At 54.6% G+C, this 17991-nt stretch carries 19 protein-coding genes and 1 tRNA gene; 6 read left to right on the top strand and 14 right to left on the bottom strand.

Features of this window, described 5'->3' with window-relative positions:
* Nucleotides 1-66 precede the first annotated feature (66 nt).
* The gene (gene icd / locus KHU29_RS06850; protein WP_211452099.1) at nucleotides 67-1320 is read right to left on the bottom strand and encodes an NADP-dependent isocitrate dehydrogenase; all 1254 of its coding nucleotides are present in this window, start codon (nucleotides 1318-1320) and stop codon (nucleotides 67-69) included.
* Nucleotides 1321-1501: 181 nt separating this feature from the next.
* On the opposite strand from icd, the gene KHU29_RS06855 reads away from it, so the two are divergent.
* The 3 genes from KHU29_RS06855 (at nucleotide 1502) to KHU29_RS06865 (ending at nucleotide 3098) form a co-directional block, all read left to right on the top strand.
* Nucleotides 1502-2071: a pseudouridine synthase gene (locus tag KHU29_RS06855; protein WP_211452100.1), complete on the top strand. Its 570-nt coding sequence runs from the start codon at nucleotides 1502-1504 to the stop codon at nucleotides 2069-2071.
* A 184-nt stretch (nucleotides 2072-2255) separates the two neighbouring features.
* Nucleotides 2256-2489, top strand: coding sequence for a hypothetical protein (locus KHU29_RS06860; protein ID WP_211452101.1), 234 nt, complete (start codon nucleotides 2256-2258; stop codon nucleotides 2487-2489).
* Between the two features lie 147 nt (nucleotides 2490-2636).
* Nucleotides 2637-3098, top strand: a complete 462-nt coding sequence (locus KHU29_RS06865) for a DUF192 domain-containing protein (RefSeq protein WP_211452202.1) — start codon at nucleotides 2637-2639, stop codon at nucleotides 3096-3098.
* A 268-nt stretch (nucleotides 3099-3366) separates the two neighbouring features.
* Here the strand turns inward: KHU29_RS06865 and rpsT are convergent, their stop codons facing one another.
* Nucleotides 3367-3636, bottom strand: a complete 270-nt coding sequence (gene rpsT / locus KHU29_RS06870; RefSeq protein WP_211444088.1) for a 30S ribosomal protein S20 — start codon at nucleotides 3634-3636, stop codon at nucleotides 3367-3369.
* A 360-nt stretch (nucleotides 3637-3996) separates the two neighbouring features.
* Between rpsT and murJ the strand changes: the two genes are divergently transcribed.
* Entirely contained in the window at nucleotides 3997-5547 is a 1551-nt protein-coding gene (murJ, locus tag KHU29_RS06875; protein ID WP_211452102.1) for a murein biosynthesis integral membrane protein MurJ, read from the top strand.
* Between the two features lie 27 nt (nucleotides 5548-5574).
* Here murJ and KHU29_RS06880 read toward each other — a convergent pair whose 3' ends face one another.
* Nucleotides 5575-6234 carry a class I SAM-dependent methyltransferase gene (locus tag KHU29_RS06880; RefSeq protein WP_211452103.1) on the bottom strand — a complete coding sequence of 220 codons (660 nt, stop codon included), beginning with the start codon at nucleotides 6232-6234 and terminating at the stop codon, nucleotides 5575-5577.
* Between the two features lie 168 nt (nucleotides 6235-6402).
* On the opposite strand from KHU29_RS06880, the gene KHU29_RS06885 reads away from it, so the two are divergent.
* Nucleotides 6403-7263: a SirB1 family protein gene (locus KHU29_RS06885; protein ID WP_211452104.1), complete on the top strand. Its 861-nt coding sequence runs from the start codon at nucleotides 6403-6405 to the stop codon at nucleotides 7261-7263.
* Between the two features lie 76 nt (nucleotides 7264-7339).
* Here KHU29_RS06885 and KHU29_RS06890 read toward each other — a convergent pair whose 3' ends face one another.
* From KHU29_RS06890 to KHU29_RS06910, 5 genes are all read right to left on the bottom strand, one after another.
* Nucleotides 7340-9232: an ATP-binding cassette domain-containing protein gene (locus tag KHU29_RS06890; RefSeq protein ID WP_211452105.1), complete on the bottom strand. Its 1893-nt coding sequence runs from the start codon at nucleotides 9230-9232 to the stop codon at nucleotides 7340-7342.
* Between the two features lie 341 nt (nucleotides 9233-9573).
* A complete protein-coding gene (locus tag KHU29_RS06895; RefSeq protein WP_211452106.1) occupies nucleotides 9574-10641 on the bottom strand; it encodes a hypothetical protein in 1068 nt (355 codons plus the stop codon).
* Nucleotides 10642-10825: 184 nt separating this feature from the next.
* A tRNA-Arg gene (locus KHU29_RS06900) sits at nucleotides 10826-10900 on the bottom strand.
* Nucleotides 10901-11067: 167 nt separating this feature from the next.
* The gene (locus tag KHU29_RS06905) at nucleotides 11068-11493 is read right to left on the bottom strand and encodes a surface-adhesin E family protein (RefSeq protein WP_211452107.1); all 426 of its coding nucleotides are present in this window, start codon (nucleotides 11491-11493) and stop codon (nucleotides 11068-11070) included.
* A gap of 150 nt (nucleotides 11494-11643) precedes the next feature.
* Nucleotides 11644-11940 carry a PsiF family protein gene (locus KHU29_RS06910; RefSeq protein ID WP_211452108.1) on the bottom strand — a complete coding sequence of 99 codons (297 nt, stop codon included), beginning with the start codon at nucleotides 11938-11940 and terminating at the stop codon, nucleotides 11644-11646.
* Between the two features lie 282 nt (nucleotides 11941-12222).
* Here KHU29_RS06910 and KHU29_RS06915 point away from each other — a divergent pair, with 282 nt between their 5' ends.
* A complete protein-coding gene (locus tag KHU29_RS06915) occupies nucleotides 12223-12402 on the top strand; it encodes a hypothetical protein (protein ID WP_211452109.1) in 180 nt (59 codons plus the stop codon).
* Between the two features lie 562 nt (nucleotides 12403-12964).
* On the opposite strand, the gene KHU29_RS06920 is transcribed toward KHU29_RS06915, so the two are convergent.
* The 6 genes from KHU29_RS06920 to KHU29_RS06945 form a co-directional block, all read right to left on the bottom strand.
* Nucleotides 12965-13966, bottom strand: a complete 1002-nt coding sequence (locus KHU29_RS06920) for a 2-dehydropantoate 2-reductase (RefSeq protein ID WP_211452110.1) — start codon at nucleotides 13964-13966, stop codon at nucleotides 12965-12967.
* A gap of 26 nt (nucleotides 13967-13992) precedes the next feature.
* Nucleotides 13993-14448 (bottom strand): Mpo1 family 2-hydroxy fatty acid dioxygenase, encoded by a 456-nt coding sequence (locus tag KHU29_RS06925; RefSeq protein ID WP_211452111.1) that lies wholly within the window; start codon nucleotides 14446-14448, stop codon nucleotides 13993-13995.
* A gap of 41 nt (nucleotides 14449-14489) precedes the next feature.
* On the bottom strand, nucleotides 14490-14687 hold the full coding sequence (locus tag KHU29_RS06930) for a helix-turn-helix domain-containing protein (protein WP_211452112.1): 198 nt from the start codon (nucleotides 14685-14687) through the stop codon (nucleotides 14490-14492).
* Nucleotides 14688-14690: 3 nt separating this feature from the next.
* Nucleotides 14691-15257, bottom strand: a complete 567-nt coding sequence (locus tag KHU29_RS06935) for a hypothetical protein (protein WP_211452113.1) — start codon at nucleotides 15255-15257, stop codon at nucleotides 14691-14693.
* A gap of 37 nt (nucleotides 15258-15294) precedes the next feature.
* On the bottom strand, nucleotides 15295-16239 hold the full coding sequence (locus KHU29_RS06940) for a cupin-like domain-containing protein (protein ID WP_246541636.1): 945 nt from the start codon (nucleotides 16237-16239) through the stop codon (nucleotides 15295-15297).
* Nucleotides 16240-16357: 118 nt separating this feature from the next.
* Nucleotides 16358-17626, bottom strand: coding sequence for a hypothetical protein (locus tag KHU29_RS06945; RefSeq protein ID WP_211452114.1), 1269 nt, complete (start codon nucleotides 17624-17626; stop codon nucleotides 16358-16360).
* Nucleotides 17627-17991: the final 365 nt, after the last annotated feature.

Genomic DNA, 17991 nt, shown 5'->3' on the forward strand with positions numbered 1-17991 from the left:
GCATGTCGGCAACGCACGAAAAAAAAGCCAGAACAAGTTCTGGCTTTTTTCATAAAAACGGAAAACTTACATGTTTTCGATCAATACTTCACCGAAACCGGAGCAAGAAACCTGCGTTGCACCTTCCATCAGGCGTGCGAAGTCGTAAGTGACCTTTTTCGAAGTAATCGATTTTTGCATCGATTCAATGATCAGGTCAGCGGCTTCGATCCAGCCCATGTGGCGCAACATCATTTCCGCCGACAGGATCAACGAACCTGGGTTGACGTAGTCTTTGCCGGCATACTTTGGCGCAGTACCGTGGGTAGCTTCAAACATGGCCACTGAATCCGACAGATTGGCGCCAGGAGCGATGCCGATACCGCCGACTTGTGCCGCCAGAGCGTCGGAGATGTAGTCGCCGTTCAGGTTCAGGGTAGCGATGACGCTGTATTCATTTGGACGCAACAGAATTTGTTGCAAGAATGCATCAGCGATCGAATCCTTGACGATGATTTCACGGCCGGTTTTCGGGTTCTTGAATTTCGCCCATGGACCGCCATCGATCAACTCAGCGCCGAATTCTTTTTGCGCCAGTGCATATGCCCAGTCACGGAAGCCACCTTCGGTGAACTTCATGATGTTGCCCTTATGGACAATGGTGACGGATGGCTTGTCGTTGTCGATCGCGTATTGGATCGCCTTGCGTACCAGACGCTCGGTGCCTTCACGCGAAACCGGCTTGATGCCGATGCCGGAGGTGTTCGGGAAACGGATCTTCTTGACGCCCATTTCCTTGACCAGGAATTCGATCAGCTTCTTGGCACCGTCGCTGCCCTCTTGCCATTCGATACCTGCATAGATGTCTTCCGAGTTTTCGCGGAAAATCACCATGTCGGTCTTCTCTGGCTCACGTACAGGCGACGGCACGCCCTTGAAGTAACGCACCGGGCGCAGGCAGACATACAAGTCCAGCTCTTGGCGCAGAGCCACGTTGAGCGAACGGATACCGCCGCCAACCGGCGTCGTCAATGGGCCTTTGATCGATACAACATAATCCTTGATCGCGGCCAGGGTTTCTTCCGGCAGCCAGACGTCAGGACCATATACCTGAGTCGATTTTTCGCCGGCAAATACTTCCATCCAGCTGATCTTGCGCTTGCCTGCATACGCCTTGGACACGGCAGCGTCGACCACCTTTATCATGACCGGGCTGATATCTACACCAGTGCCATCGCCTTCGATGTAAGGAATGATTGGATTGTCAGGAACGTTGATCGAAAAATCGGCGTTGACGGTGATTTTTTTGCCTTCAGCAGGCACTTTGATATGTTGGGACATCAGTGTATCTCCGGAGTTGAGGAGGTAAAAACTACCAGTGCGGTTGGATTTGAAACACGGTTGGTCTTATATAAGACATAAGACAAGCATTTCGTATTATGCACTAGTATTTTACTAGACGCTATGCTTTTGCGACATCGGCTCTGTGCTTCGCATAGCGATCAAGCTTTATACTATGCGCATGTCTCTGATTTTATTCAACAAACCATTTCAAGTGATGTGCCAGTTTTCGGCGCACCCCGGCCGCCCTACGCTCGCCGACTACATCAAGATCCCGGATATCTACCCAGCCGGACGCCTGGATGCCGATAGTGAAGGATTATTGTTACTCACCGATGACGGCAAGCTGCAGCACAACATCAGCCATCCGGCACTGAAGCAGCCAAAGACTTATATGGTGCAGGTCGAAGGTGTTCCTACCCAGACCATGCTGGCGCACTTGCGCAACGGCGTCGATCTCGGCGATTTCCGTAGCAAGCCGTGCCAGGCGCGTGAGATCGAGGCGCCGGATTGGCTATGGCCGCGCGAGCCGCCGATACGCCAGCGCCACGACAAACCCACCAGCTGGCTGGCGCTCACCCTGACCGAGGGTAAGAACCGCCAAGTACGGCGCATGACAGCGGCTGTGGGATTACCTACCTTGCGGCTGGTGAGGGTGTCGATTGGCCAGGTATCGCTGCAAAGCCATCCCTTGTGGCCGGGCGAGTCGATGGAAATAAACCCCGCGGATCTGACTAATTTGCACGAGTAGCGAAGAAGTAGCGAGGGAGGACGGAGCAGTGGCAAGCAGTGGCAAACAGCCGCTGATACAAATTGATACAGGTTTCCGATTTTTTTAAAAAAAAATGTCAACCATCGGTTTACGAGCGTCGTTAATTGCAGTGATTCAAGTGAATCATAGATTGATTAACTCGCTAACTGACTGGATTTGAAAAATGAAAAAACTGATCGCCGTTCTGATTGCTGGCTTGTTCGCTACTTCCGTTTTCGCTGCTGACGCTGCACCTGCAGCAGCTCCTGCTGCCGCACCAGCTGCCGCTGCAGTTGAGGCTTCGGCTCCTGTCGCCAAGAAGGCAACACACAAAGTCAAGAAGGCTAAAAAAGCAGCTAAAGCTAAAGCTGCAAAGGCTGAAGCTCCAGCAGCTGAAGCCGCTCCTGCTGCCAAGTAATTCCAGCAGCAGTTTCAACCGAAAGGCAGGCGCGTCCTGCCTTTTTTTACGTCCTGAAACAATTAATATCCACCTCCGACGCCCCTCCGCCGAATTACCTCTCTGTATAATCTCCGCATCCTAAGGAGCCTCGACAACATGAACAACATGAGAAAAATTCGCGCCACGTACCTAACCGCAGTCTTTGCAGCCATCGCAACCTGCGCTGTTACCGCATTGCCGGCAGCAGCGCAAGAAAGCCAGCAACTCCCGACCACCTCCCTGAACATCGGCATCCACGTGATCAAGGCCGAGGTTGCCCACACAAATGCGCAACGCGAACAGGGCCTCATGTTCCGCAAGAAAATGGGCAGCAACGAAGGGATGGTATTTGTGTTCGATAATCCGGCAGGTATCTGCATGTGGATGAAAAACACACTGATCCCGCTATCGGTCGCATTCATCGATGCAAAGGGCGCCATCCTGAACGTCGAGGAAATGAAAGCGCAAACGCTGGACTCGCATTGCGCCCAGGGAGCCGCTTCTTATGCGCTGGAGATGAACAAGAACTGGTTCAAGGACAAAAATATCAAAGCCGGTACCGTGATCCAAGGTTTGCCGCAACTATAAGCACCTGCAACAGTTAATAAGAACACATAGGTAATTTTAAAATCGCCGCCGCCGTCATTCCCGCGAACGCGGGAATCCAAGGTGAAGAATCCATGGTACGTAAAATGGATCCCCGCGTTCGCGAGGATGACGAAGCTAGCGTTAATTAATTAAAAACCAAACAGAAAAACCCTGCATAACATGCGTTATGCAGGGTTTTTCTTAATCCAACAACAATCCAGCAAAGCTGGCAGCCGGGGCCGCCAATCAAATACTCAATCAAATAATATTAAGCAGCCAGCGCTTTCAGAGCGGCGTTCAGACGGCTCTTATGGCGTGCAGCCTTGTTCTTGTGAATGATTTTCTTGTCCGCGATACGGTCGATAACCGATACGGATTTTTGCAGAACCAGCGCTGCTGCAGCTTTGTCGCCACCAGCTTCGATTGCCTTGCGAGCAGCTTTGATTGCTGTACGCAGGGTCGAACGCTGACTGGAGTTGTGCAGGTTTTGCTGAACTGCTTGACGAGCACGCTTACGTGCTTGTGCGGTATTTGCCATTTATATTTCCTAAAACGAGGTCGGGAATGCTTACGCGGCATAAACAAACCAGACCGCGACGCAGAATTCTGTAAAGCCACGGATTATAACCAGTTTTTCCAAAACAGGCAAACTCCCCTTGCTTTGGAAGCAATTCTGTCGCAAGAAAACACCGTTGCAAGAGTGGCAACCCACTTTCTTGCTATATCCTGCTTGCTCGGGAACAATCCGGCCCAGACTTTATCACAGTCAATAGTATGCGCCGGCAGCAAGTAAATCCTTGCGAACATGGCAAAAATCCCCCCTCTTTTTCCAAATCCTGAGAAAGTTACGGCAGGCGATCCTGTGGCAGGCGATCTGCTGCAGCTATAATGCCGCTCCATGAACTTGCATAAAACGCTTGCCACCGTCTCTGGCATGACCATGGTGTCGCGTGTGACGGGCCTGATTCGTGAAATCCTGTACGCGCGCGCATTCGGCGCCGACGGTTACACAGACGCCTTCGCCATCGCTTTCCGCATTCCCAACCTGTTGCGCCGGCTGTTTGCCGAAGGCGCTTTTTCGCAAGCCTTCGTGCCGATCCTGGGTGAATACAAGAACCAGAAAGGCGAAGCCGCGACCAAGGAACTGGTCGATCACGTCGCCACCGTGCTGACCTGGGCCATGTTGTTCACCTGCATCATCGGCATACTGGCCACACCGGTGCTGGTGTATTTCATCGCCACCGGCCTGAAAGATAACAAAGAAGTGTTCGATGCCTCGGTGTTCATGACCAGGATCATGTTCCCCTACATCGGCTTCATGTCTTTTGTCGCCTTGGCTGGCGGTATCCTGAATACCTGGCATGAATTCAAGATTCCGGCTTTCACGTCGGTGCTGCTCAACCTGGCTTTTATTGTCGCTTCGCTATTTGTCGCCCCCTACCTGGAACATCCCATCTATGCGATGGCATTTGCGGTGCTGGTCGGCGGTGTATTGCAGGTTGCGCTACAGGTACCGGCCTTGGTCAAGGTCGGCATGCTGCCGCGGATTGCGCTCAATCCCATGGTCGGCTTGCGCGATCTCGGTGTGCAACGGGTACTTAAAAAAATGGGGCCGGCGGTATTCGCCGTATCTGCCGCTCAACTGAGCCTGTTGATCAATACCAATATCGCTTCGCGCCTGGGGCACGGCAGTGTTTCGTTACTGACCTACGGCGACCGCTTGATGGAATTCCCGACGGCGTTGCTGGGCGTTGCCCTCGGCACCATCTTGTTGCCTAGCTTGTCCAAAGCCAATGCGGATAAAGACCACGGCGAATACTCATCGTTGCTGGACTGGGGCCTGCGCCTCACCTTTTTGCTGGCCCTGCCGTCTGCGGTCGGTCTGGCTACCCTGTCAGTGCCGCTGACGGCGACGTTGTTCCAGCACGGTAAATTCGATGCTGCCTCGGTTGCGGTTACCAGCCAGGTTCTGATCGCCTATGGCGTCGGCTTGATCGGCCTGATCGTGGTGAAAATCCTGGCGCCGGGCTTTTATGCCAAGCAAGACATCCGAACCCCGGTCAAGATTGCAGTCGGCGTATTGATCGCCACGCAGTTGATGAACTACTTCTTTGTGCCGATTTTTGCAGTAGCCGGACTGGCGTTGTCGATCAGCGTCGGCGCCTGCCTGAACGCCGGCTTCTTGCTGTGGAGCCTGATGCGGCGCGGTATATACAAGCCTGAGACGGGCTGGATCCGCTATTTCATACGCTTGCTCGGCGCCCTGTTCCTGATGGCTGCCGTGGCTCTGTGGTGCAGCCAGCAATTCGACTGGACCGGACCGCACACCAGCTCCCTGGCACGCATCGCCGCCTTGTGTGCTGTGCTGGCGGCTTGCGGCATTACTTATTTTGGCGCACTGCTGGCGATGGGATTCCGTTTCCGTGATTTCAAACGTATTGCGCGTTGATTTTGCGCCTTAATATTGCACGCTAAGTCAGCGCTTACGTGCCAGCGTCAGCCCGTCGCCGATCGGCAACAGCGACAGGTCGATGCGCGCATCGTGATGCAGCTTGATGTTCAGCGCTTGCAAAGCAACCGTGTCGGCGCTGGTATCGCGGGTCGCTACCTTGCCGCTCCATAAAGTGTTGTCGATGGCGACCAGCCCGCCGCTCCGCAGCAACTGCAGGCAACGTTCGTAATAGCCGTCATAGCTGGTCTTGTCGGCATCGATGAAGGCAAAATCATATTGCCCCGCCTCCCCTGCGGCCAGGCGCGCATCGAGCGTCTCCAGCGCTGGCCGCAGCTGCAAATCGATCTTGTGCCTGACTTGTGCCTGCTCCCAAAACGGCTGGCCGATCTGTGTATATTCATTGCTGATATCGCAAGCCATCAGCTTGCCATCCTCGGGCAAGGCCAACGCCACTGCCAGCGCGCTGTACCCGGTGAAGACGCCGATTTCAATGGTCCGCCGCGCCCCCATCAGCTTGATCAGGAGTCCCATGAATTGCCCCTGCTCGGGCGAAATCTGCATGCCTGCATACGGATGACTGCGGGTAGCGGCGCGCAAAGCCTCTTGCGCCGGATGTTCGCGGATCGAGTGATCCAATACATATTGGTAGAGCGTGTCGTCGAGATTGAGTGTGCGATTAGACATAGTGTCGTTCTCCTGAATAAAAATAATAATCCACCTAGGGAACATACCCTAATGTTGTTGCACGACAGCATAGCGAGGCAGAACGAATCGAACGACAGATCACGGTTCCCCACAGTTCTCCGCAGTTCTTCTATCGCACTAGAGAAAATAGTTTGCTAGGATACAGTCATGACCATGACCACTACCACATCCTTAGATTACTTTACTGCTCTGGTGCAACAAGCCAACGATGTTCCTTTGTTCGAAGCAGCACTGGCGATCGCGCAGGATGTCTATCCCAAACTGGATTTCAACGCGCCCCAGGATGAGCTCGACCGGCTGGCCAACACCTTGCGCCAGCGTCTGCCACCGGACGCTTCGGCGATCCAGAAATTGCGTCAGCTGAATCAGTTCTTCTACCAGGAGCTGGGATTCGCGATCAACGTCAATCATTATTACGACACTGACAATAGCTATCTGCACCGGGTCATCGCCAAACGACGCGGCATTCCGATTTCGCTGGCAGTGATTTACATGGAACTGGCGCAGCAGATTGGCTTGCCGGTAAAAGGCGTGTCCTTCCCCGGCCACTTCCTGATGAAACTCACGGTACCTTCCGGCGACATCATGATCGATCCGAGCAATGGCGCCAGCCTGTCGCGCGAAGAACTGGAAGAACGGCTGGAGCCTTATCTGCCTACGGAAAACGAGGAAGAAAGAGCGGCCAGCCGGCTCTCCCTGATCAGCTACCTGCAGATCGCCCACCCGCACGACATCCTGGTTCGCATGTTGCGTAATCTGAAAGCCATCTACCAGCAAAGCAATCACTGGCAACGGCTGCTGGAAGTACAGCAACGGATCTTGATCCTGCTGCCCGGCGACGCCGTGGAACGGCGCGATCGCGGACTGGCGTTCGCGCAGCTGGATTGCCCGCAAGCGGCGTTGGAAGACCTGGAAAATTATCTGGCGCAACGGCCGCATGCATCTGATGCGGCCGCCTTGTACCAGCAAGCCATCGAATTGCGCGAGGCGTGCCGGCGATTGAATTAGTTAATTAGATTTGCTGCGTAGCATTGGCGGCGGCAGCATTGGCGGCGAACCATTCGCTGCCCGGCAGCGAATGGCTTTAACCCTTGGTGCGCGCCTCGATCACTTCCCACTTCTCCAGGCTCTCCAGCAACAAGCCATCGATTTCAGCGAACCTGTCGTTGAGACGTTTCACTTCATCCGGCTTTTGCTTGTACAAATCAGGATCGGCCAGTTGGCTCGAAATGGCTTTTTGTTCTGCTTCCAGCTTGGCGATCAGCAACGGCAATTCTTCCAGCTCACGCTGCTCTTTGTAGCTGAGTTTTTTCTGCTTGGCTACAGGTTGCGCCGGCTCCGCTTTCGCTTCCGCCTTGGCTTTGGCAATCACGGCCGATTGCGTCGGACGCACGCGTTCCCAATCGGTATAGCCACCTACATATTCGCGCCACATGCCATCGCCTTCAGCGGCAATCACCTGGGTCACTACATTGTCGAGGAAGGTACGGTCATGGCTGACCAGGAACACGGTGCCGTTGTAGTCTTCCAATAACTCTTCCAGCAATTCCAGCGTATCGATATCGAGATCGTTGGTCGGCTCGTCCAGCACCAGCACGTTAGCCGGCTTGGCAAACAAGCGCGCCAGCAACAAGCGATTGCGCTCACCACCGGACAGCGATTTCACCGGCGAGCGCGCACGTTCCGGCGCGAACAGGAAATCGTTCAGATAAGTCATCACGTGCTTGCGCTGGCCGTTGATCTCGACCCAGTCGCTACCCGGCGCGATGGTGTCGGCCAGGCTGGCGTCTTCGTTCAGCTGCGCGCGCATCTGGTCGAAATATGCGATCTGCAATTTGGTGCCCTGCTTGATCGCGCCGCTATCCGGCTGATCTTCGCCAAGAATCAGCTTCAGCAAGGTGGTTTTGCCGGCGCCGTTCTGGCCAATCAAACCAACCTTGTCGCCACGCAAAATGGTGGCGGTAAAGTCACGTACGATCGCTCTTTCGCCATAGGATTTATTGACATCGGTCAGTTCGGCGACGATCTTGCCGGAACGTTCGCCCGACGATACATCCAGCTTGACCTGGCCTTGTTGATCGCGGCGCGCGCTGCGTGCCAGGCGCAAGGCTTCCAGACGCCTGACGCGGCCCTCGTCGCGCGTGCGGCGCGCTTGCACGCCTTTGCGGATCCAGATTTCTTCTTGCGCCAGGAATTTGTCGAACTTGGCGTTCTCGACTTCTTCGTTTTCCAGCTGCTCAGCCTTACGCACCTGATACGCGGTGAAATTACCAGGGAAAGACAGGATGCGGCCGCGATCCAGTTCGATGATGCGGGTCGCAACGTTATCCAGGAAACTACGGTCATGGGTAATGAACAGCACGCTACCCTTATAGTCGCGCAGCAAACCCTCAAGCCACATGATCGAGCTGAAATCCAGATGATTGGTCGGCTCATCGAGCAGCAAGACATCAGGCGCGCTCACCAAGGCGCACGCCAGCGCGACACGCTTTTGCATACCGCCCGAGAGTTGCCCCATCAGCAGATTCTTATCCAGATTCAAACGATCCAGCGTGGTCTCGACCTTGTTGCTCAGGCTCCAGGCATCGGCGGCATCGAGCTTGCTCTGTATCTCGTGCATGCGCTCCAGGAGGGCGTCGTCGTTATCGCCGCCAAACTGGCCGGTCAGCGCATCGTATTCGTTCAGCAATGCCTGCATTTCGCCCATGCCGGATGCGACCGCGTCGAACACCGACATCGCGGATTCGAAATGCGGTTCCTGATCGACATAGGCGATCTTGATACCTTGCTGCATCACCATCAAGCCATCGTCCAGCCTGGATACGCCGGCGATGGTTTTCAGCAGCGACGATTTGCCGGTGCCGTTACGGCCGATGAGGCCGACCCGCTCCCCCGATTCCAGGGAAAATTCCGCGCGATCCAGCAATGCAACGTGACCAAAGGCGAGTTGCGCATTGGAGATAGAAATGACAGCCATAATTTGGATGAAACCAGAAAAAGAAAGATCTGCGGAGCGCCACGCTAGATAGCTACCTAAGCGGCATCACGCAATCAATTGGATGAATGAACCGCACATTGTACCTAACCTCGGGGATCTGGTCGTACATTTGTCAAAGCTGCCGCCGTCACCGGGCTGCGTCCGCCCTACCCACTGGTCCTTTTGCCCCCGCAATGTGGATTTACAAAATATTTACGAGGACACATTGCCAAGAGGAAATGATGGTGCTGGCTGCGTGCAGCATGGACGACAACAAACTGGTCGAGACCTTGCGCTGAGCGCGCCGGGGACCGTGGCGCCTGGTCTTTTAAAGCGCCACGCTACAGGTCAAAGCGCTTCATGATGCCGATTGTCATCAGATCGGCATCATTCTTGTTCCTGAAAGTGACCACCCGGCCGAAGTCGGCGAAACCTCTCACGCCCTGGCCCAGATCACGGCCAACCTGCAAACTGAACAAACCATTTACTTTCCAGTTGCCTGAATCACGTTGATTAACCGCCAGATACGGTCCGGCACCGGCGCTGATACTCCAGTGTTCGGCAATCGGCTGCACATACCAGCCTTCCGCGGCTATCCCGTGTCGATTCACACGTACGCCGTCATCCCCCTCTTCAATCGCGGAAACCGAAGCGGCCCATGGTCCGTAGTATTTTTTTGCTTCCAATGCGTAGCTAAGCCGCTTGCCTGGTCCCGATTGATTGGTCTGGGCAAAGCCGCCCAGCGCCGCCAGCCATAACCCGCGATCGCCGCCAGCATCAGGCGCGCTCACATGCGTCGCGCCGAGTTCCTTGCCGATGCCGACCAGGAACGCATCCGACGAAGGCGCGCCAGGCGTGAGCACGTGGTTGTATGCCAGGCGAATGCTAAGACCTGGCGATAACTGATCCAGGCGCGTCAGTAGCGCCACGGAAAACAAACCGCCCAAACGCCTATCGTCTATTTCCGTGCCGTTGACGGTGGTTCTGTTCATGCTGAAATACGGACCGGCACCCAGTTCGAGGTCAAAACCGGGATGCAGTTTTTGGCGGTAGACCATCTGCGCAGCGTAACCATCGCGATGATTGTTGTCGGGATGGCCTTCGTTGTAATACACATAATCAAGCCGGGTGCTGCCGCCGGCCGGCAGATGTCCGCCGGCGGCAAGTCCGAACAGATCGATAGCCGGCCCGAACCTGATTTCCGCGGCACGCCAACGCATTGGTTTCTGGGTGTCCAGGCTGGTGCCGTAAAGTATGCCGTTACCGAGCGCGGCCGAGATATAGCTGTTATCAGGCGCCGGCGCTAATGGCGGCAAAGTCGTGGCGTCTGCTGCCTGAGTGAGGGGATGCCAGCAAAGAAATGTGAATGCCAGCGCGAAATGCAAAATTGATTCATTTTTTTTTGACATAGCCGTTTTCTACTATATTGTGGGCTGGGCATATTGGACCAACGCAAAACGATTTCGTTTCATTTCGTGAATCGGTCTATTTGGCGTGGACGCCATGGTCAACATGGCAGCTGCGGGGCAGCACGTTGAAATGCGGGGAATACCTGACTTACGACGATTTAGTATTTTTTTGAAATAAGGGACTTGGTCCCGCCAACAGGAATCGGACCTGTATCTAGCGCTTAGGAGGCACTCGTTCTATCCATTGAACTATGGCGAGGACTGGAACAGGAATGCAGCGCTTGCGATACCGCTACAAGGCTCTCACGACATTCCATATCAATCAGATGTGCGGAGATCAGCTCCGACAGTCTGGGCGAGAGTATAGCAAAGACTAGCGCAGCATAGCGGACCAAAGTCCGCTATGCTGCTGATTTGATGCTGCGATTACTTGGCAGCGATAGGGAAGGCGCAAACGAAATTCATCATGACCTCGGCAATCGAATCCGCCGCCGGCTTGGTGTAAGTCGAGTTTTTCAAGGCGTCGCTGTGATCTACCTTGGCGCCGGCGCCGTCAAGCCCGGCAAACAGAATCTCTTTCGTCAGTCTCACAGTCTTGGCTTTGCAATCGTATAAAGTGAAATCCTGATACGACTGGAAGGTCGGCAATACTTTAGCGTCGCCGTCGTTCTTGCGCGGTTCCTTGAAATTCCACATCGACCAGGCTTCCCGGATACCCTTGTTTTCCTTGATCGATGCCTGGTCCAGCTTGAGCTCGGCGGTATCGCTGGATCCAACCGGTTGCCAGTCGGCGGCAGCCTGAGCCACGACGCAAGCCAGTCCAAGAGTAAGGGTGAGCGCTAATTTTTTCATGTGAATTTCCTTATAGAGTGCGAGCTTTGTTTCGACTTTGCATAGTAAACATTAATTCCCGTAGCGAGTATGCAATTTGGTAACAAAATGAAAAAAGCCCCGACTGAGACGGGGCTTTTGGCTACGGCAACAACCTGCCGCGAGACTTTCTTATGATTTAGGCTTTGACAAGCATTGCTTCATGAATGCCTTACGGTCATCGCCCTTTTTATCGGTGGCGTTGGCATTACACGATTTCATTTTCTCTTGCTGTGTCATTGGAGCAGCGGGAGCAGCAGCCGGTTTTGCGCTCAGGCAATCTTTCATGAAAGCTTTGCGGTCATCGCCGGTTTTACCGGTTGCATCCTTGTTGCACGATGCCATTTTGCTTTGCTGCGAATTTGCGGCAAAGGCAGGGTTGAAAATAAAGCAGCAAGCGAGCAATGCCAGACCTGTCAGTTTTTTCATGGTTTTCTCCGTTTCCACATTAGGGTTACCGCTTTAGTTACCGCATCAATTACGACATTACTTAACAATGATGCGGCTTGATGCATTACAGCACGAAAATTGTCAGCTGCCAATATGTGAGCTATATGCTTATGTGGTGCCGGCATAAGAGTGCAATCGCATAAGTGAATCTGGTTGATATTCACAAATCGAATGATATGTATGTGAAAGCGAAATTGGATTAGTCATTCCAGATTACATATACTGCAATGCAACATAAACGATCAACTGAAAGGGAATATCATGTCCAGCATCTCTCCTCCACTACCGCTGTCAACACGTTCGCTGCAAGCACAGGCGCGCGCCGACATGCATTCCCATGAGAAGAACCTGACCAAGTCGCAGCCCAGCCTGCTGTACAAGGTACTGGCCGCCTGGATCGCCCCTTATCAAGGAATGAGCGACTCTTACCTGCGCTTCTGAAAACGGACCGCAGCAAGACCGCCTCACCAGCCCCGCCGCCTGCGGGGCTTTTTTTTGCCCAGAGAACAATTTTTTACGCTGCACTGCCAAGTTACCCACAGAAAATGTGCGCAAGCCTGTTGATAACTTCACAGTGAAAAAGCCAAGTCTTTGATTTGTATCGATTTTCAGGTGATGCTCGCAGGAGGGTCAAATTTCCCTTGGGATGAGCTCAATTGGCCGATACGCAATTTGTACGGGCAAAAAAAAAAGCCCGCTCACCTTGCGGTTGCGGGCTGAATCCAAACCTTAGGAGGTGTTGGAGGAGACAGGTGTAACTATATGGCGATGCAGCATGCATGTCTGCTTTATTTAACTGATAACAGATATTTCTTATTTATATATCTCTGCCATGTACTTATCGACCGCAATTTTTGCTAATGCATGCGAGTTAGCGAGTCGCTTGTTTGTTTCGTTTCGTTTCGTTTTACCACTTCTGCTCCGTGGTCCACTAAGCGGGCTGCTCTTCGCATTTGCCGTAAAAAAATCGGTATGGCTAAATGGGTTTCGAATAGATTCTTAGTCAGTCGCTTAGTGCCCGATACAGCGCGGCGCCGGACCAGGGTTGCAGGTTGCCCTGCTCGGCGGCGTGGATCAGCGCCGTCATGCGCCGGTTGGCGGGTGCATCGCGTGCCAGCGATTCGGCCAGGCGGACAATCGCACCGTTCAAATAATCCACTTCCGTCAATCGCTCTGCATGCAAGTCTTGCCACATGGAAGAGCGTGCTTCGGGATCGATTTTTAGCATGGTTGCTGCGACTCGTTTGAAAAGCGCGTCTGGCAAACGCAATATGCCCGGCAGTAGTTTCGGCCCGACTCTGGCGATCCTGGCAGGCTGGATTCCGGCGGCGCGTAGCACATCCAGCGCCTCCGCAATCAGCAAGGCCAGGCAACGCCGGTACGCGCGCTGCGACAACTGGCTTTTGAGCGTCAGGCCGGACAGCGCATTCACGGCATTATTCAAATTCAACAACAGCTTGCCCCACTGGATTGCCGTGAAATTCTCGCACTGCTGCAGCGGTAGATGGGCTCGGTGAAACAGCTCCAGCCAGGGTTCCAGTGCGGCGCATGTCTCAATCATCAACTCGCCGCCGCTGGCACGATGAAAACGATTGCCGTCCATCTGCACAACATTGAACGGCACCATGGCCGCCAGCACCTGCCGATCGGGCATCAGGCTGCGCAAGGTATCGACGTTACCGACACCATTTTGCAAACTGACGACCAACGCCGACGGTTTGGCATATTCCGTAATGGCGCTCGCCGCTGCAGCACTGTCAGCACTCTTGACGGTAACCAGGATCAGATCGGCCTCGGCCAGCGCGGCGGCGCTTTCCTGATACGGCACATGCTTGCCCTCAAGGTGTTGCCGGCGGCCTTCCAGATCGCTCAGCAGCACGCCCTGGCCGGCAATCTGCCGATGCATGCGAGCCCGCCCGATCAGCACCACATCGGCGCCGGCAACCAGCAGCGACGCACCGGCATAAACACCGATCGAACCGGCGCCGAAGACAGCGATTTTCATCGCCTCGTGATGTATGCCACCGTCCATCAGTAGGCTATATGCAGGCGGCGGTACAGGAAGCCGAGGACAAACAAGGGGCCGATCAGCAGGAAACGCAAATCGTCAAAGAATGACGGTTTCTTACCCTCGATCTTGTGTCCGATAAACTGACCTATCCAGGCGATCACAAACACGCTGACCGAAAGCGGCAGCACCACGCCCGGCGGCAAGACGTAGAGCAACGCCAGCATCGCGCCCGACATCAGCAGCATGCCGATTGCCAGCGGCGTCGACAGGGAAAAATAGTAAAGCATGGCGGCCAGGGCAGCCGCCAACGCCACCCAGGGATGAATCGCCCACAGCAAACCCAACAGCGTGAAAACGATTACCGGCACGCAAATGAAATGGATCACTTCATTCACCGGATTCAGGTGACTTTCGGCGTATTTGGCCAGCAGGGTATCTATAGAACGGCCTGCAGCCGGTTGCGATTGCTGGTTCATGAAGGTCTCCATATTTTTTTGTATGCGACCATCTTAGACCTTCATTTTTCCGCGCGCTTGAACGCAATCGCCATCTTTTGCAGTTCTGACGGCACCACGCCGAAGGTATTGCGGAAAGTCCGGCTCATGTGCGCCAGATCGGCAAAGCCGGCGGTGTGCGCAGCATCCGTCATATTGTCGCCGCGCGCTACTGCCTCGACCCCTGCCAGCAAGCGCGACCAAAGTAGATAACGCGACAATGACTAGCCGGTCTGCTGCCGGAACAGGTGGGTGAAACGGCTGACGGATAAGCGCACGCCGGCCGCCAGCGCCGCGCCGCTTAGTCCAGGTTCCGGATGCGCGGCGATAGCCGCCAAGGCCTGGCTGATCCGCTGGTCGAAACCTGGCCGTGCCGGTTCATGGTGCGTTGCGCACGCTATCCAGTCCTGGCTTAATTGCTCGGCACGCTGCAAATCCAGTCCGCCATGCCTGGCTTGCTCAAGGCCGATCTGTACTTGCGTGCATTCCGGGTCGTCGCCAAAAGCTGCAACCAAAGCGCTCGGCGTGGTTTGCGCGCGCTGCGGCAATTCGATAAACAGATGCGCCAGCAGCGTGGCCTCGCAATGAATCTGATGCGGCTGGTTGGAGGAAAAAATCGCCGCACGGGTGCTGGTCCATGGCTGGTCCGGCGCCAGGCGTGCCTGGAACGGTGCGTCCAGCCCCCAGGTTAGCTGGGTCGCGAAATGCGCATGGACTCTGGAATCGATGCCGGGGCCGATAACCAGGGCCCGGCCGCGCCACAGAAACAGATGGGAACGTTGCGGATTCATGGGGCGTATCAGCATCGTGTCGGAGTGACCAGGCAGGTTAGAATTTGTGGCAGGTGCAATTACCCCAGCGGTACAAATGCATTTTATGGAAAATGTTTTTAATCTCGTTCGGCACACCGCCAAACAATACTTCGGGAGCGGTCAGGCCAAACACGCCCAGGCTGATCGACGGCTCCAGCGCCACCACCGCGTGCCAGGTGCGCTTGGGAATGAACAATGCATCACCCGCCTCGACCCGCGCATATAAGCCTTGTGTCTTTTCAAACTCCTTGAGCTGGTCGGGCTGCTGATCCAGCTGAGAGATATCGATATCACTCAGGATCGCGCCCCAGTCGTATTTTTCGGAAATGCACATGTGCGGCGTTTGTTCGGGTGGAAACAGGATAAATTCCTTGCTGCCGCGCACCTGGCAAAACCAGTTATTCGGAAAATCGTAATGCAAGCCGGTCACCGTGTTGGCCGGCCCCATGAAGACATACTCCCAGGTCCAGCGCAAACCCGGCCACAGATCCTTGATCGAGAAATCATGGCGCAGCGCAGGAAATTCATCGAGGATATTCCATTGCGCCAGATACATGCGATCAGGTTGAAACGATTGCATGTGCGACCAGTCGAGAAAAAACCGCTCCCCCGCCGCCAGTTGATGACGGCGCCGGTCCGGCAGCAAGCCGACGTCGTCCGGCAGGGCTTGCCTGCCCAGCGTCGCCAGCTCTTGCAGATAGGGACCGACCGGCATCACCGGCCGGTGCCGGGTCTGCCCCTGCTCCACAAGGCCATTCTGGAACTTCACCTGCGGTTCGGAACCATCCTTGTAACGCAGCGCCGCCATCTGCTCGAACGACCAGCTTTGCTGCGCCGGCCAGTTACGCAGCGCGCCCTTGACCAGCAAGGGCCGGGTACGGTCGCCGAAGCCACCCTCGCGTTGCAGCTGCTCGGCATCGATCTGGTCGACTAACTGAAAGGAAGGGCCGCGAATCGTCATGGTAAATAAAATCGGAAATGAAGGATCTGAAATAAAGCGGCATGTGCCGACAGTAATTCACTAGTTTAGCAGGATGGCTTGAGAAATTTTCTGCCGCGATTGTCTCTGGAATTTGCGACTAGAAATTCCGTATATCGTCCTGAATCATCCTGATCCGGTTATCACCGTTGAGGCGGTTGATCAACTGCGCTTGCGCCGCCCGCCAAAGCTGATCCCGGTCCATCAGATAACCTTCGGTCCGATAACCATAGCGGCCGTTGCCAGAATTGGGCACGTCGCCGTAGTAGCTGACGGTGGTGCGGCGGCTTTCGGCAACTTCGTTATAGCGCAGATCCAGGGGCGGTACCCTGGTGACGGACAGATCCAGCACGATCTGCATCGAATTAGCTTCCTCCACAACTTTACGGTTGAAACGATAGGTGCGCACCGCCGTCGAGCCGTCCTGGTTCTTGACTTCGACGTTTTCGCTCATCGCCTCTACGTATTGCCTGAATTTGGGCGAATAGTATATGTAGGAGGTATTCAGGTACATGCCGAGATCGGCTTTGGCGCCGCCTTGGTATTGAAACCGGGTGAAACCGAGATCGAACAATCCCAGCACGCTTCTGGTGATATCGCTCTCCGGTTCGTTGCTGCTGATTTGCAGCACGACGGTGCCCATGCTGTGATATTTTTCAGACAACGGCTGCGCATCCTTATAGGCGCCGTGATCCCGATACACGTCAGAGGCGTTATAAAAAGCCTGGCTGGCGTCGCGATACATGGCCCTGCTGCGTTGCGCATTGCGCGCGACCAGGTCTTGCCCTTGCTGGTAATACGCTGCGGCGTCCTTGTTATCGGCTGCATACTTATATTTTTCGGCTTGTTTCCTGGCGTCTTTATAGTCGCCGTACTTCTGATAAATGTCGGCGGCGGCTGCAAAGCTGATGGCTGCCTGGCGGTCATCCTTGTAGACAACGGCAGACGTGGCTTTCAGGTAGTACTGTCCAGCCAGCTTTTCCCGCAATGTCGCATCGGGATAGCGCTCCGGCAAATCGGTATACCTGGCGTAATAGCGCCTTTCGGCCAGCATGGTCCTGATTTCCAGCAGGGCCGAATAGGCGGCTATTTTTTTATCGTACTCCAGCGGATTGGCGCTGTTGATCGCAACCTCATAATGGCTTTCAATAATCCGCATGCGTTCACGGATGCCGTTTCTTTCATCGCTATCGTCGTAATCTGCTTTCTTGTATTTCTCATCGAGATAGACGAGGGTCGATTTCACGCTGGCGACATAGTTACCGTCTTCGAACTGCGAAATGGATTTGGATAGAGATGCACAGCCCGCAAGCAATAACGCGCAGCCAAACAACAAAAAAGCGGATAGGACGGTTTTATTCTTTTGCATTTTTTCCCTTGTTTTTTTCCCCTGTGATGCGCTGCGACGATTTGCAGCGCTTCACCAGCCCGGGCAATGGCAGATCTTAAGCGGAAGTACAAGAAGGAAGCAATCTCGGCAGCCACCATAAAAAAACCGCGCTCTCATGACGAGATCGCGGTTAACCGGTGCAGGGGCACTGGAGGGAGACCGGGGAAAAAAAAGCCCGCCGCCATACGGCAGCGGGCTAAATATCAACATAGGAGAGGATAGGCTCCGATAGACAGCTTTATTCTAGTGACAAACGTTAACTGCCACACCTGTCAGATTTAACAGGTTTACAAATCAGCTGCTTTCGCCGCCATATGATTTATGACAACATTCCCATTTATGCT

The sequence above is a fragment of the Collimonas antrihumi genome (assembly GCF_018304965.1).
Lineage (GTDB): Bacteria > Pseudomonadota > Gammaproteobacteria > Burkholderiales > Burkholderiaceae_D > Collimonas > Collimonas antrihumi.